The sequence below is a fragment of the Trinickia violacea genome (assembly GCF_005280735.1).
In the GTDB taxonomy this organism is placed as follows: Bacteria; Pseudomonadota; Gammaproteobacteria; order Burkholderiales; family Burkholderiaceae; genus Trinickia_A; species Trinickia_A violacea.
Genome location: NZ_CP040078.1, coordinates 2,291,930 through 2,307,936, shown reverse-complemented (window position 1 = coordinate 2,307,936; position 16,007 = coordinate 2,291,930). Strand labels below are relative to the sequence as shown.

At 67.1% G+C, this 16,007-nt stretch carries 9 protein-coding genes and 1 pseudogene; all 10 read left to right on the top strand.

Translation table 11 applies throughout. The annotated features are described in order from the left end of the window. Window positions 1–7: 7 nt before the first annotated feature. A pseudogene (bcsB, locus tag FAZ95_RS32410) lies at window positions 8–2,410 on the top strand (cellulose biosynthesis cyclic di-GMP-binding regulatory protein BcsB); the annotation flags it as partial. 1 nt (window position 2,411) lies between these two features. After that, complete coding sequence (gene bcsZ, locus FAZ95_RS32405) at window positions 2,412–3,632, top strand: cellulose synthase complex periplasmic endoglucanase BcsZ (RefSeq protein ID WP_137336485.1); 1,221 nt, start codon at window positions 2,412–2,414, stop codon at window positions 3,630–3,632. 98 nt (window positions 3,633–3,730) lie between these two features. Next, window positions 3,731–8,509: a cellulose synthase subunit BcsC-related outer membrane protein gene (locus FAZ95_RS32400; RefSeq protein ID WP_254700042.1), complete on the top strand. Its 4,779-nt coding sequence runs from the start codon at window positions 3,731–3,733 to the stop codon at window positions 8,507–8,509. 420 nt (window positions 8,510–8,929) lie between these two features. After that, window positions 8,930–10,315 carry a TIGR00366 family protein gene (locus FAZ95_RS32395; protein ID WP_137337714.1) on the top strand — a complete coding sequence of 462 codons (1,386 nt, stop codon included), beginning with the start codon at window positions 8,930–8,932 and terminating at the stop codon, window positions 10,313–10,315. Between the two features lie 88 nt (window positions 10,316–10,403). Further along, window positions 10,404–12,254 carry an FAD-binding oxidoreductase gene (locus FAZ95_RS32390; protein ID WP_137336483.1) on the top strand — a complete coding sequence of 617 codons (1,851 nt, stop codon included), beginning with the start codon at window positions 10,404–10,406 and terminating at the stop codon, window positions 12,252–12,254. Window positions 12,255–12,346: 92 nt separating this feature from the next. Continuing rightward, a complete protein-coding gene (locus FAZ95_RS32385; RefSeq protein WP_137336482.1) occupies window positions 12,347–13,174 on the top strand; it encodes a class II glutamine amidotransferase in 828 nt (275 codons plus the stop codon). A gap of 31 nt (window positions 13,175–13,205) precedes the next feature. Continuing rightward, entirely contained in the window at window positions 13,206–13,658 is a 453-nt protein-coding gene (locus tag FAZ95_RS32380) for a GNAT family N-acetyltransferase (RefSeq protein ID WP_137336481.1), read from the top strand. A 112-nt stretch (window positions 13,659–13,770) separates the two neighbouring features. After that, window positions 13,771–14,040 carry a type II toxin-antitoxin system Phd/YefM family antitoxin gene (locus tag FAZ95_RS32375; RefSeq protein WP_137336480.1) on the top strand — a complete coding sequence of 90 codons (270 nt, stop codon included), beginning with the start codon at window positions 13,771–13,773 and terminating at the stop codon, window positions 14,038–14,040. Further along, window positions 14,037–14,426, top strand: a complete 390-nt coding sequence (locus tag FAZ95_RS32370) for a type II toxin-antitoxin system VapC family toxin (protein WP_137336479.1) — start codon at window positions 14,037–14,039, stop codon at window positions 14,424–14,426. The genes FAZ95_RS32375 and FAZ95_RS32370 overlap by 4 nt, the downstream gene beginning before the upstream one ends. 328 nt (window positions 14,427–14,754) lie before the next feature. Next, window positions 14,755–16,002 (top strand): efflux RND transporter periplasmic adaptor subunit, encoded by a 1,248-nt coding sequence (locus tag FAZ95_RS32365; protein WP_137336478.1) that lies wholly within the window; start codon window positions 14,755–14,757, stop codon window positions 16,000–16,002. Window positions 16,003–16,007 lie beyond the last annotated feature (5 nt).

Here is a 16,007-nt window from a genome sequence, read left to right as displayed (position 1 = left end):
GAAGGCAGGGCTTGCGGCAGTGATGGCCGCGTTGTTAGCGATTGTCGTCGGCACGGCGGTTGCGCAAGACAAGACCGCGGCGGCTTCGGCCACGGCTGCGAATGCAGCCGCTGCGGGGGCTTCGGGGGCGCCGCTGGCTCCCGCCATTCCGCTCATCTCGCAGCCCGGCGGGCAGGCCGCGCTCGCGACGCCGGCCGCGCCGCTGCTTGCCGCGATCGCACGCGACCAGCGCAGCGCGATGCCCACCACGGCCGACGACGGCACGATCGTCTCGGGCGGCCGCCGCCAGAGCTTCACGTTCCAGCAGCTCGGCGCGCTCGATCCGCTGCAGTTACGCGGCGTCGAGAGCCAGAACGGCGTGCCGTTCTCGGTGCGAGCCGACGAGGTGGTGACGGGCGCGACGCTGCACTTGATCTATAGCTACTCGCCGTCGCTGATGCCGGAAGTGTCGCATCTGAAGGTGCTCATGAACGGCGAGCCGGTCGCGACGCTGCCGCTGCCGCGCGAACAGGCTGGCGTCCTGGTGTCGCGCGACGTGCCGATCGAGCCGCGTTTCATCACCGAGTTCAACCACCTGAACATCCAGCTGATCGCGCACTACACGCGGACCTGCGAAGACCCGCAGAACAGCTCGCTTTGGGCGACGGTCAGCAACGCGAGCTCGCTCGACCTCACGTTCGGCGAGCTGCCGGCCAAGGCCGATCTCGGCGCGCTGCCGCTGCCGTTCTTCGACCGGCGCGATATCCGCCGCCTGGAGCTGCCATTCGTCTTCGCGCAGCACCCGGGCACGGGCACGATCGAAGCGGCGGGCATCGTCGCGTCGTGGTTCGGCGCGCTCGCCGGCTACCGCGGCGCGCTGTTCCCGGCGCAGACCGACAACGCGCCGCTCTCGGGCAACGCCGTGGTGTTCGCGACGAGCGACGAGAAGCCCGCCGGCGTGACGCTGCCGCAGATCGAAGGGCCGATGCTCGCGATCGTCGATCGCGCACCGCCCGCGCGCGGCAAGCTGCTGCTCGTGATGGGCCGCGACGAGCGCGAGCTGAAGACGGCGGCGACCGCGCTCGGTATCGGCCAGGCGGCGCTTTCGGGCGCGAGCGAGACGATCTCGAACTTGTTGCCGGTCAAGCCGCGCGTGCCGTACGACGCGCCGAACTGGCTGCCGACCGATCGCCCGGTGCGCTTTGGCGAGCTCACCGATCTGCGCGACTTGTCGGTCACCGGCTATCACGCCGACGTCGTGCGCGTGAACCTGCGCATCGCGCCGGACCTCTTCACGTGGCGCACGAAGGGCGTGCCGATCGACCTGCACTATCGCTACACGGCGCGGCCCGCGCCGGACCGCTCGACGCTCAACATCAGCGTCAACAACGATTTCGTGCAGGCGCTGCGGATTCCGGCGCAATCGTCGTCGATGCTCGATCTCGGCCGCTATCTGAACCGGATGCTGCCGGACAACACCGCGCCGGCCGAGCACCGGATCTTCATCCCGCCGCACTTGCTGACGTCGCAGGCGCAATTGCGCTTCCACTTCTTCTACGACATGCCGAAGACCGGCGAATGCCAGGGGCAGATCATCGACAACGTGCGCGGCGAGATCGATCCCGATTCGTCGATCGACCTGTCGTCGTTCCCGCATTACATGGCGATGCCGGACCTGGCCGCGTTCGCGAACAGCGGCTTCCCGTTCACGCGGATGGCCGACTTGTCCGAGACGGCCGTGGTCCTGCCGAACGATCCGAACGGCAGCGACTACAGCCTGCTGTTCGCGGCGATGGGGCGCATGGGCGCGTCGACGGGCTATCCGGTGACGGGCGTGACGGTCGCCTACGCGGGCGACGTCGACAAGCTCAAAGACAAGGACCTGCTGTTGATCGGCGCACCCGGCAAGCAGCCGCTCCTTGCCACGTGGCAAAAGGCCATGCCGTTTTCGGGCGCCGACGAAGGCCGCACGTTCCAGCTCTCGGACGTCGAGTACCGCTTGACCGGCTGGTGGAACGGCGATCGAGGCGCCGAGCGCGCGGCGGCGCGGGCGGATCTGTCGCTCGTCAGCGCCTCGGGCGATGCGCTCATTACCGGCTTCGAATCGCCGATGCAAAAGGGCCGCAGCGTGGTCGCGCTGATCGGCGCGGCGGGGCAGTCCGACTCGGATCTGACCGCCGCGCTGCTCGACCCCGATCTCGTGCGCGAGATCCAGGGCGGCATGACCGTGATCCACGGGCGCACGCTCGAGACCGTGTCGAACGGGGACATCTACTACGTCGGCAAGCTGCCGGTCGTCGAGTACCTGCGCTGGGCGCTCTCGACGCACCCGATTCTCTTGATGCTGGGCGGGCTGATCGCGGCGCTGATTCTCGCCGCGCTGTGCTATCGCGTGCTGCGCGGGATCGCGGCGCGCCGGCTGGGGGATTGAGATGCGGGGCACCGCTTTCCCCGTGCGGTCGCAACTGGCCCGGGCCGCCGTGGCTGCGTTGACCGCGACCGTCTCTTTCGCCGCCTGCGCTTCGGGCGCCGCGCCTTGCGGCGAGTGGCCCGCCTACCGCGAGTTTGTCTCGAGGCTCGTGCAGCCCGACGGCCGTGTGATCGACTACTCGGTGCCGCAGCAGCAGACGACGTCCGAAGGGCAGTCGTACGCGATGTTCTTCGCGCTCGTCGCCAGCGACCGCGCGACCTTCGACAAGCTGCTGCAGTGGACTCGCACCAATCTCTCGGGCGGCCGCTTCGATTCGAACAACCTCACGCTGCCCGCCTGGCAATGGGGCAGAAAACCCGACGGCTCATACGGCGTGCTCGATCGCAATTCGGCATCGGACGCGGATCTGTGGATTGCCTACGACCTGTTCGAAGCCGGGCGGCTGTGGCACGAACCGGCCTACACGAAGCTCGGCTACGCGCTGGCGACGCAGATCGCTCAGCAGGAAGTGACGAACCTGAACGGCCTCGGGCCGATGCTGCTGCCCGGCAGGGAAGGATTCCAGAGCGGCGCCACGACGCGCGTGAATCCGAGCTACCTGCCGTTGCCGCTGTTGCGGGCGCTGGCAAGCCAGATGCCGTCCGGCCCCTGGGCGAAGCTCGCCGAGAACGCCTATACGCTCGTCAAGACCACCGCGCCGCGCGGCTTCGCGCCGGATTGGGCCGCGTATCGCGGGAGCCAGTTCGTCGTCGATCCGGACAAGGGCGACGTCGGCAGCTATGACGCGATCCGCGTCTATCTGTGGGCGGGCCTCGCCGCCCCGGGCGATCCGCTCGCGAAGCCGTGGCTCGCCGCGCTCGGCGGGATGCGCGAGCAGATCGCGTCGACCGGCGTGCCGCCCGAGCACGTTGCGACGACGAGCGGCGCAACCAAGGGCGAGGCGCCGCTCGGCTTCTGGGGCGCGCTGCTGCCGTACTTCAACGCGCTCGGCGACGCGCGCGCAGCGGGCCTTGCGCAAGCGCACCTCGCGTCGTTCTGGACACCGGCGGACTCCGCCGGCGGCCAGGCGCCGCATAACAACAATCAACCGCCTTATTACGATCAAGTGCTGACGTTGTTCGGCACGGGCGCCGCCGAGGGCCGCTACCGCTTCGATGAAGCGGGCCGTCTCGTGCCGCGCTGGGAGACCTCATGCCAATCCGCCACCGCCCGCGCTTACTGAGGGCCCCCAGATCCGGCGCTGCGCGCCAGGCCCCCCGAGGGGGGCGATCCCCCAAGGGGACTTCCTTCGGGGCGGCCAACTTGGGGGCGGCCCGGCGTTTGCTCGAAAACGTAGCCGTCACGCTCGCCGCGATTGCGGCGACGGGCAGCGTTCACGCCGCCGACGCTCCAGCCAGCGCCGCCGCTCCGGGCGCCGGCTCGCCGCTCACCGTGCTCGTTCAGCAGGGCAAGTACTGGCAGGCGCACCGGCGCGGCGACCTCGCACAGCAGGCGTGGCTCAAGGTGTTGCGCATCGACCCGAAGCAGCCCGACGCGCTCTACGGCATGGGCATGCTGCTCGCCGATCAAAAGGACGGCAGCGGCGCGCAGCAATATCTCGCGCGCCTGCGGCAAGCCGCGCCGGACTATCCGGGCATCGACGACCTCGCCTCCCGCCTCGGCGAGACGAGCGTGCGCAACCAGGAGATCAACGACGCGCGCCGGCTCCAGCAGACGGGGCAGGCGGCGTCGGCGGTGCAGGAGTACAAGCAGGCGCTCGCCGGCAAGCCCGCTTCGCCCGAGCTGCAGATGGAGTACTACCAGGCGCTCGGCTCGACCCCGCAAGGCTGGGACGAAGCGCGCCAGGGGCTCGACGCGCTCGCGAAGGCGCATCCGGAAGACCCGCGTTTCCAGCTCGCGTACGCGCAACACCTCACGTATCGCGAGTCCGACCGGCGCCAGGGAATCGCGCTGCTCGCGCAGCTCTCGAAGGACGCGACGGTCGGCAGCGCAGCGCAGGCGAGCTGGCGGCAGGCGCTGCTGTGGCTCGGCGCACGGCAGTCCGATGCGCCGCTCTATCAAGCGTATCTCGCGGTCGCGCCCGACGATCCGGCGGTCAAGGCGCGCCTCGATGCGATGACGTCGCAAGACAAGGCGGTGCGCGATCGGGCCCTGCAGTCGGCGGCGTCCGACGCGCGCGGGCGCACGATCGGCGAGGGCTTCGCCGCGCTCGACAAGGGCGATTTGAGCACTGCGCGGGCGAGGTTCTCGTCGGTGCTGGCCAGCTCGCCGAGCGACGCGGATGCGCTCGGCGGCATGGGCGTCGTGCTGCTGAAACAGGAGCAGTTCGCGCAGGCGCGCGACTACCTGCAGCGCGCCTCGCAGGCGAGCGGCGCCGCGCGCTGGCGCGATGCGCTGACGAGCGCGACCTACTGGACCTACACGAGCGAGGCCATCGGCGCGCGCAGCAACGGCGACACCGCGAAGGCGAAGACGCTGTTCGAGCGCGCGATCGCGACGAATCCGAGCGACGTCACGGCGCAGGCGCTGCTCGGCGACATGTTGCTCGCGGGCGGTGACGCGCGCGGCGCCGAAGCGGCGTACCGGATGGTGCTGCGCCGGCAGGCCGACAATCCCGATGCGATCCGCGGCCTGGTCGGCGCGCTGGCCGCCGAAGGGCGCGGTGACGAGGCGCTCGCGTTCGCGAATCATTTGAGCGACGAAGAGCGCGCGAAGGCGGGCGGCGCGAACGCCCTGCGCGGCCAGGCCGAAGCGGCGCAGGGCCGCGCGGCGCTGGCGCGCGGGGACCTGGGCACCGCGCGCACGTCGTTCGAGGACGCGCTCCTCAACTCGCCCGACGACCCCTGGCTGCGGCTCGACCTCGCGCGCATCTACGTGCAGCAGGGCGCGCTCGCCAACGCGCGCAGCATCATGGACGGCCTGCTCGCGAAGCATCCGGACATGCCCGACGCGCTCTACGCGAGCGCGCTGCTCGCCGCCGAGACGCAGGATTGGTCGTACGGCCTGAGCCAGCTCGACAAGATTCCGGTCGACAAGCGCACGGCCGCCATGACGACGCTCCAGCACCGGCTCTGGGTGCATCAGCAAGCGGACCGGGCGACGGCGCTCGCGCGCATGGGGCAGCCCGCGCAGGGTCATGCGCTCCTGATGGCGGCCGAGCTGGTCGCCGGGAACGATCCGGAACTCGCCGGCGTGCTCGCGACGGCCTATATCGCGACTGGCGACGCGAACCGCGGCCTCATGCTGATGCGCAACGTGCTCGCGACGGTTCCGTCGGACGCCGGGGCGCTGCTCCAGTACGCGGGACTCCTGCTCAGCACGCAGCAGGATGCCGAACTCGGCTCGGTGATGCAGCGTCTGGCTGCGATGCCATTGAACGCCAAACAGCGGACCGACTTCGACAAGATCAACCTCGCGATCGTCGTGCATCAAGCCGATGCCGTGCGCCAGTCGGGCGATCTCTCGAACGCGTACGAAGTGCTCGCACCGTGGCTTGCCGCGCGCCCCGACAATCCCGATCTGCAAGCGGCGCTCGGGCGTCTCTACACCGCCTCGGGCGACGCACGCAATGCGCTCGCGTGCTACCAGATGGCGCTCGCGCAACGGCCCGACGATGCCGGCCTATGGGTGGCGGCGATGAGCGCGGCGGCGTCCGCGAAGGACTTCAGCTACGCGGAAACGGCGGCCAATACGGCGCTGCGGCTCACGCCGAACGACCCGCAAACGCTCGCCGCCGTGGGCCGCATGTACCGCGCGCAAGGCAAGAACACGCTGGCGGCGGAGTATCTGCGGCGCTCGCTGCTCGCGCAAAACGCGCCCGCCGTGACCGCGATGAACAACGGCGCGCAACGCGTGCCGCCCGGCTGGACGTTTCCGTATCAGCAGAAAGGGCCGATCCCGCTGCCCGGCACCAATCCGTTTGCCGGCAAGACCGCCGTCGATGCAAACGGCGCGGCCCCCACCTCGTACCCGACTCAAACCATGCCCGCCTATACCCCGCCAGCGGTGCCGACTCCCTACGTTGCGCCGGCGGCGCCCGCTGCGCCTGTCAATTCGTATGCGCCGCTCGCACCGCAGTCGGCGTCTTATGGACCTGCTGCCGAGGGCTACGCGGGCGGCTACGGACCCGATCCGTACGCCGCATCGCAGGCGGGCGCGAGCGGGGTCGCGCCGGGACAGCCTTATCCGGGGCAGGCGACAGGGGGCTACGCTCAGCAGCCCGCCTATGCGCCGCCACAGCCGAATTACGGCCAGCCCGCGCCTGACGGACAAGCCGGTTATGCGCAGCCCGCGCCCGGCTATAGCGATACGCCCTGGCCGACGGCGCCGCAGCAGGGGTACGCCGGCGTGCCTGCTGCCAAGGGTGCGAGCGCCAAGAATTCGAAAACGGCACGCAACGGGACGAAGCAAACGGCGCAGACCGCCGTCGCGCAGAACGGCTATGCGAATCCGTATCCGCAGCAGGGCTACGGTCAGCAGGCTTATGGGCAGCCGGGGTATCCGCAGCAACCTTATGGACAACCGGCGTATCCGCAGCAAGGGTACGGCCAGCCCGCGTATCCACAGCAAGGCTATGCGCAGGCGCCTTATCCGCAGCAGCCTTATCAACAGCAGCCGTATCAGCCGCAGCCTTATCAGCCGCAGCCGTATGGTCAGCCGCAGGGCTACGGGCAACCGGCGTATGCGCAGCAAAATTACGGGCGTCAACCGTATCAGCCTAACTATCCGAGCCAGCTGCCGTATCAGGGCTATGTGCCGACGCCGCCTGCGCCGTATCCGGCCCAGAACGCGGCTCAGAACGCGAACGCCGCCTACGCTCAGACGGGGACCGCGGTCGCACAAGCCTCGAACGCGGGCTACGCCCCGCCGAGCGGAGCCGCCGCGCAGCAGTTGAGCGTGCAGGAGGAGCTGGCGCAGATCAACCGCGAACAGACGAGCACCGTCTCGGGCGGCGTGCTGTTCCGCAATCGCACGGGCGAGAACGGCCTGTCCAACCTGACCGATATCGAGGCGCCGATCGAAGGCCGCATCCATGCGGGCGACGGGCAAGTGGTCGTGCGAGTGACGCCGGTCACGCTCGACGCGGGCACCGCCGCCACGGACTCGAACACGCAATCGCGCTTCGGCGTCGCCGCGGCCGCGGCGGCTAAAGCGACCCCGACACCAGGCTCGCAGGACGCGAGCGGTGTCGGCTTGTTGCTCGGCTACGAGAATCGCTACGTGAAGGCCGATATCGGCTCGACGCCGATCGGTTTTCGGGAGACGAACGTCGTTGCCGGGGTGCAGTACAGCAACGCGATCACCGATCAGACTTCGTATTCGCTCACGGCGTCGCGGCGTGCGGTCACCGATAGCCTGGTGTCGTACGCCGGGGCGAAGGTCACGGACGAGAACCACGTTACGTACACATGGGGCGGCGTGCTGAACAACGCGCTGCGCGGCGATCTGTCGTGGGACAACGGCACGAGCGGCGTCTATGTGAACGGGCAGTTCCAGTACCTGACCGGCGACAACGTCCCGGACAACACGGGCGGCAAGGGCGGCGGCGGGTTCTACACGCGGATCGTGAAGTCGACCGACATGACGTTCACGGCCGGCGCGAACACGACGATCATGGGCTACTCGAAGAATCAGTCGTATTTCACCTATGGGCAGGGCGGCTACTTCAGTCCGCAGATTTACGCGATCCTGAACTTTCCGCTCGAGCTGACGGGCAGGAATGGGCTTTTCACCTATGACCTGAAGGGCTCGATCGGGGCGCAGTATTTCCGTGAGGCGTCTGCTTCGTATTTCCCGACCAATTCGACGTTGCAGGGCATCGCGGCGAGTGGGGACACCACCAAAAGCAGCCCCGCGGACTCCGGCGCCGTCTACCAGGGATTCAGCAAGACCGGTTTCGCGTACTCGGTCTCCGCGACCGGCGAGTACCAACTCGCGTCGCAATTGGCCGTCGGCGCGACCGCATCGCTCGGCAATGCCTATCAGTACCGCGAGTGGGTCGCCGCTGTTTATGTGCGCTATGCGTTCACCAAGCAAGGCGGTGTCCCGGCGTTCCCGCCGTCGCCGCTGACGTCGCCGTATTTGCCGATGACGAATTGACGCGCTGGTTTAACCGCGTAGATTGACTTTCCGGATCCCCCGAAACGCCGAGTTTCGGGGGATTTTTCGTTCATGTCTCGCGTAATCCAAGACGAGTAACGACGTCCGTCCGGGAAAGGGACAGCCCACACCGAGGAAACGGAACGGGTGCGCTACGCGGTCAAGCGCTAGCGCCCACGCGCACAACCTCACTGTCCGAGTGGATTATGCGTATCCAGAAAAATCCTGTATGTTCTTTGTGCGAATGCGTGTTCGTCTGGCGAATCATTTGACGAAGGCGTGCACGCGCCTTCCGTATGCCTGCCTGCGTTCCTCAGCCTTCACCCGCGTGACGCGTTTGTGCAGACGATTGAACCCGCCATACGCGCACCGACGACTACAAACATGGAAAAGAGACACCCCCAGACACCGATCCCGCCCATGACCGGCCCGCAAGGGCAATCGCGCAGCGGCGAGCGCCGGGGCATCGTCACCGGCCTCGTCTATCTGTTCGAGCAGGTCATGCCGGACCCGTTCGTCCTTTCGATCGCCTTGACGCTCGTTGTCATTCTTCTGGCGATGGCGTTTGCGCCGCATGCCTCGCTGCCGGTCATCCTGACGTCGTGGTATGGCGGCACGTTTGGCATCCTCGGCTTCGCGCTGCAGATGATCCTGATTCTCGCGACCGGCTACGCCATCGCCGAGGCGCCCATCGTCCAGCGCGGCCTACGGGCGATGGCGGCGAGCGCGAACACGCCGGCGCGCGCGGCGCTGCTCGTGTTTCCGATCGTCGGGGTGGCGGCGTGGCTCAATTGGGGGCTGGGCTTGATCGTGGGCGCGCTGCTGTCGCGCGAGATCGCCAAGCGCGTGAAAGTGGACTTCGCGTGGCTCGTCGCCGGCAGCTACTCGGCGTGGTCGGTGTGCAATAGCGGGTTGTCGAGTTCGATCGCCTTGTCGCAGGCATCGCACGGCAACGCGCTGAACCTCGTCGAAAAGGCCACGGGGCAGGTGGTGCCGCTCACGCAGACGATCTTCGCGCCGTTCGTCTTCATTCCGACCGTGCTGGTCGTCGTCGTGATGACGGCGATCTTCATCCGCATGCACCCGAATCCCGAGCACGTCGTGCCGTTCAACGAACCGCAAGCGGATGCCGGTTCGCGCGCGGTCGAGTCGGATCCTCACGCGCGTGTCGGGTCCGACGTGACGCTCGCTGCGTACATCGAGCACTCGATCCTCGGCACGCTGCTGCTGTTGGCGCTCGGCATCGGCTACCTCGGCATGACGTGGCACGCGAAGGGCTTCGAGCTCGACATCAACACGACGATCCTGATCTTTCTCTTGATCGGACTCGCGCTGCAGGGCACGCCGATCGCCTACGCCGACGCGATCCGCCGCGCGGCGCGGCAGACCGGCTCGATGCTGCTGCAGTACCCGGTCTACGGCGGGATCATGGGGATCATGACGGGGACGGGCCTGGCCTCGACGATCGCCAAGACGTTCGTCGCGATCGCGACGGCGTCGACGCTGCCGCTTTGGAGCTACCTGAGCTCGCTGATCATCACGCTGCTCATCCCGAGCGCCGGCGGCCACTGGGCCGTGCAGGGGCCGTTCGTGCTGCCGGCCGCGCTCAGCCTGCACGCGTCGGTGCCGCGCACGGCGATGGGCGTCGCGATGGCGGAGAACGTCTCGAACATGCTGCAGCCGTTCTGGGCGGTGCCCGTCGTCGCGATCGCGGGCATTCGGATTCAGCGCGTGATGGGCTATACGGCGGTGACGTTTGCCGTGTCGTTGGTGATCTACGCGCTGGCGCTCTGGCTCGTGCCTTGATAGGGCGGCAGGCGCGCGACAGAAGGGCGCGCCTCGGGGGTTAGTGCGAGAATCCGTCGAACTCCGGAGAGGGACGACGGCGGCTTCCATGAGAACCTATTCCTCGATTAGACGAAGGCTGTTGAAAATCGCGGCCGCGCTTCCCTTCGCATCGGGACTCGGCCAGCTTCGTCCCGCTTTCGCTTTAGCCGCCGCCGACACTTCGACGGCCTCGGGACCGAAATCCCGCGTCCGTCCCGGCGACCCCGATTGGCCGTCCGAAGCAAGCTGGAACCGGCTCCGCCAGCAAGTCGGCGATGCGCTCATCGAAGTGCAGTCGCCGCTCGCCACGTGCGCCCAAGCCCCCGACAGCCTCGTCAGCCGGCAACTGTTCTCGGCCTTCCAGAATCCCTATTTCCTGCGCGACCAAGTGGGCCTCACACAATCGTTCGGCTGGGTCGACGCCTGGGCGACGAAGCCCAGCGTCTACGCCGTGGCCGCCCGCAACGCAAACGACGTCGCGGCCGCCGTGAACTTCGCCCGTGAGAACCGCTTGCGTCTCGTCGTCAAGGGCGGGGGGCACAGCTTTCAGGGCACTTCTAATGCACCCGATTCGCTGCTGATCTGGACGCGCAAGATGACCGATATCGCCGTCCACGACGCGTTTGTCGGCGCGGGTTGCGAAGGTCAAGCCAAACCGGTGCGCGCCGTGAACATCGGGGCGGGCGCGGTCTGGGCCCACGTCTACGACGCGGTGACCACGCGCGCCGGCGGCTATGTTCAAGGCGGCGGATGCTTGACAGTCGGCGTGGCAGGGCTCGTGCAGAGCGGCGGCTTCGGCAGCTTTTCGAAGGCGTTCGGCACGGCGGCGGGGAGCTTGATCGAAGCCGAAGTGGTAACGGCGGATGGCGTCGTCCGCGTCGCGAATGCCTGCACGAACCCCGAGCTGTTCTGGGGGCTCAAGGGCGGCGGTGGCGGCAGCCTGGGCGTGGTCACGCGGCTGACGTTGCGCGTCCACGATCTGCCTGAGACCTTCGGCGCGGTGAACCTGTCGATCAGGGCCGCGTCGCCGGAGGCGTTCCATCGCTTGATCGGCCTGATGCTCGATTTCTACAGCAAGAACCTGCTGAATCCGCATTGGGGTGAAGAAATCCACTTGCGCCGCGACAACGTGCTCGAAGTCCGGATGGTGTTCCAAGGGCTCGACCGCGCTCAGGCGAAGACGATCTGGCAACCGTTTCTCGATGCCGTCGAGCGCGCCCCTGACGATTTCAAAGTGGATTCGTCGCCGCTCAGTTTCGTCGCGACACCCGCCCGGACCTTTTGGGCGCCGACGCTCGTCAAGCGGCTGCTCGGTTTCATCCAAGTCGACAACCGGCCCGGCGCGCCGAACGACAACGTGTATTGGAGCGACGACCGAACGGACTCGGCCGCGTGCTGGCACGGTTTCCAATCGGCGTGGCTTCCGGCGGACCTGCTGCACGACGACCGCCGCCAGTCGCTCGCCGACGCGCTCTTTGCCGCGTCGCGGCATTGGCGGCTGGAGCTGCATTGCAACAAGGGGCTGGCGGGGGGATCGGAGGAGGCCATCGCCGCCGCGAAAGACACAGCCATGAACCCAGCGGTCCTCGACGCGTTCGCGCTCGTGATCTGCGCGGCGCAAGAGCCGCGCGTCTATCCCGGGATCGACGGCCACGAACCGAATGTGTCGGTCGCCCGCAATCAGGCCCGCGCGATCGGGCTCGCGATGGACGAATTGCGCAAGCGGGTTCCGGAGCCCGGCTCCTACGTTTCCGAAAGCGACTTCTTTCTCCCCGGCTGGCAGCGCGCTTACTGGGGCGCGAACTACACGAGGCTGCAAGCGGTCAAGTCGCAGTACGACCCCGAAGGGCTTTTCTTCGTCCATCACGGCGTGGGCAGCGAGCGCTGGAGCTCGGACGGTTTCACGAGACTGGACTGACCCGGCCGGCGCGCGAAGTTAGCGGCTCACTTAGCGGCCCACTTAGCAAAAATGCGCGAGAATCGCGAGGTCCTCGTCACCGGAGTCCGATCATGTGCCGCTGGCTTGCTTACACGGGAAACCCGATCCAGCTCGAAACCGTGCTTTTTCGGGAGGAGCATTCGCTGATCGACCAGAGTCTCCATTCGCGCTATGGCGCCACGACCACCAACGGCGACGGCTTCGGCGTGGGCTGGTACGGCCGTCACAACGAGCTGCCGTTCCGCTATCGCTGCGCCCATCCGGCGTGGAGCGACCGGAACCTGCGCGACGCGGCGCGCGCGATCCACACACCGCTGTTCGTCGCCCATATTCGCGCGGCCACCGATACGCCGTCGCAGGAGACCAACTCCCACCCGTTTCGCCATGGCCGCTGGCTCTTCGTTCACAACGGCTCGATCCGCGATTACCCCAACGTGCGCCGCGAGCTGATGCTGGCCGTCAAGCCCGAGCTGTTTGCGTCGATCGAAGGTTCGACCGATTCGGAAGTGATGTTCTTTCTCGCGCTGACCCTCGGCCTCGACCACGAGCCGGTGCCGGCGCTCGAGCGGATGGCGGCGATGATCGAAGACATCGGCTGGCGCAACGGCGTGAAGAATCCGCTCAACATGACCGTCTGCGCGACCGATGGCGAGCAGATCATCGCGGTGCGCTACTCGAGCGAGCGCGTGTCGAGGTCGCTCTTTCACAGCACGTCGTTTCGTCATCTGCACGAGCTGTATCCCGACGACCCGCGCATCCAGATGGTCGGCGACGATGCGTTTCTCGTGCTGTCCGAGCCGCTCGTGGATCTGCCGGGCGTGTGGGAGGAAGTGCCCGAGAATACGGCGATCATCGTGCGCGGGGCTAACGTGTATCAGCGGCCGTTCGAGCCGCACTAACGTTTCTATTGCAGTAAAAGGGAGCCCTTTTATGCTGGCGTTCAGAGACGCAACCCTCGACGATCTGCCCGCGATCATTGCCTTGCTGGCAGACGACGATATCGGCGCGGGCCGCGAAAGCGCCGGACCCGAGGATTTGCAACGTTACGAGGCGGCGATGCGCGCGATTGCATCGCAGGCCGGCAACCGGGTGCTGCTGTACGTCGACGGCGATGAGATCGTCGGTCTGATGCAGCTGACGTTGATTCCGGGGCTGTCGCGGCTCGGCATGACGCGGGCACTGATCGAAGGCGTGCGAGTGAGCGGCGCGCGGCGCGGGCAGGGCATCGGCGAGCGGATGTTCGAGCATGCGATCGGCCTCGCGCGCGAGGCGGGCTGCGGTCTCGTGCAACTGACGACCGACAAGCGCCGCGCCGACGCCAAGCGCTTCTACGAACGTCTGGGATTCGTGGCGTCGCATGAGGGGATGAAGCTTGCGCTTTGATTCGAGCCGACCATCGATGTGTGTCGCAGCCATAGACGCACGCACTCTTGCATCCCCGTTCTTGCATCGGCATACTAGCTAACATCGGTTAGCTAATTCTCAGGAGCTTGTCATGCTGACGGTTAACATGCACGACGCGAAGTCGCGTCTTTCGAGCCTCGTTGAACGACTCGAGGTTGGCCAGGAAACCGAGGTCATCATTGCGCGCAACGGGGCCCCGGTTGCGCGGCTCGTGCCGTACGTGGCGCCACGGCGTATCGGCGCAGCCCGGCATCTGCTTGCAGGGCTCGGCGTACCCACCTCTGTGGAGGAGTTCAATGCAGGTGACGAAGCGATCGATGCCGATTTTTCCGCAAGCACCGACGGCGGGCTCGAGCCGTGAGACTGCTGCTCGATACCCACATCGCGCTGTGGGCCGCCGAAGGCGCGCCCCAATTGTCGATTGAGGCTGCCCGCCTGATCGAGGATCCTGCCAACACGCTGCTGGTCAGTGCTGCCGCAATTTGGGAAATTGCCATCAAGCACGCGAAAGGCAATCTGAAATTGCACCCGCGCGACGCTCGAACAGCATTTCGCTTGGCCGGTTTCACTGAGCTGTCCATCTCCGGCGAGCACGCCGAAGCCGTCTCGCAACTCCCGCTGCATGCCGACCACGCCGACCCATTCGACCGCCTGATGGTTACACAAGCGCTGGTTGAAGGCATCCCCTTGCTCAGCGCCGACCCCAAGGTCTGGCGCTACCACGACACGCTCATGATGCGTGCCTAAAGAATGCAGACGCGCACCAGCCGTAGCATGGGCTGGCCGCAAAAACCATTACATGCTTTTACCTTCACGCTCTCCGTAACAAACCGGAACATCCCCGCCTTACCCGATCGCTTCGCCTGCGTTACGCTCCGAACTTGCGCGTGGCCGATCGCCACGTGACAATGCGCGGGGAAAACGGCAGGCCGCCCGAGTCCATTCGAGGCCCGCCCGCTTCGTCTTCACGCTTTGGTCGTGCCCAGCAGGAGGCGCCTGCCGTGCTTGCCAAGCCGTAGCCGGTGGCCGGTGTCTTTCTGTCATATGAAGGCAGTCATCGTATCCGGAGGCCGGTATGAGCGAGGCAACGCACCCGCCCGAGAAGCGCTCGGGGCGTGGGCGCGTGGTGATCGCGGTCGTCGTGCTCGTGCTGATCGCGCTCATCGTCGTGCACGTGATCCGCAAGAAGGAGCCCGCGCGCGGCCCGGGGCCGCAAGTCGTGACGGTCGCCACCGCGACGCTCGGCGCGATGCCGGTCGTCCTCTCCGAATTGGGCACGGTCACGCCGGTCGCCACCGTGACCGTGCTGCCGCAGTTGAGCGGCTATTTGACGGCAGTCGGCTATCGCGAAGGCCAGGATGTCGAGAAAGGGCAGTTCCTCGCTCAGATCGATCCGCGCCAGTACGAGATCTCCAAGCAGCAAGCGCAGGCGCAGCTGGCGAAGGACGAAGCCTCCCTCGCGCAAGCACGCACGGATCTGGCCCGCTACGCCGATCTTTATCAGAAGAGGTCGATCGCCGAGCAGACCTATTTCGACCAGAAATTCCTCGTCCAGCAGGACGAAGCCGCGGTCAAGGTCGATCACGCCAACATCGCGCAGTTCGATCTCGATCTCGACTATTGCCACATCACGTCGCCGGTTTCCGGGCGGGTGGGCTTGAGGCTCGTCGATCCCGGCAACTATGTGACGGCGTCGAGCTCGCCGGGCATCGCCGTCATCACGACGATGAAGCCCACCACGGTCGAATTCACCGTGCCGCAGAATTCGCTCGGCGACGTGCTGCAGCGCGTCAACGCGGGCGCGAAGATGACGGTCACCGCGTACAGCAGCGACAACACGCGGGAGATCGGCACCGGCACGCTATACGCGCTCAACAACCAGATGGCGACGGCCACCGGCACGGTCACGTTGCGCGCGACGTTCCCGAACGACGACGAGGCGCTGTTCCCGAACGAGTTCGTCAACGTCAAGCTGCTCGTCGACACGATGCAGAACGCGGTGCTCGTCCCGACGCCCGCCGTGCAGAACGGCGCGCCGGGCGACTACGTCTACCTCGTCAATCCCGACAGCACCGTCTCCGTGCACAAGGTCACGCTCGGGCCGAGCGACGGCAAGCACACGGTGATCACGTCGGGGCTCGCGGCGGGCAACACCGTCGTCACGGACGGCATGGACCGCTTGAGCGACGGCGCGAAGATCCAGGCGGCGCAAGCGAGTCCGGCGGCGAGCGGCGCAGCCGGGGCGTCCGCGCCCGGGGGCGCGAGCCACGCCCAGCACGGTCACGCCGCCAGCGCGGCGTCGCAAGCCTCACAAGCTTCCTAAAGCAC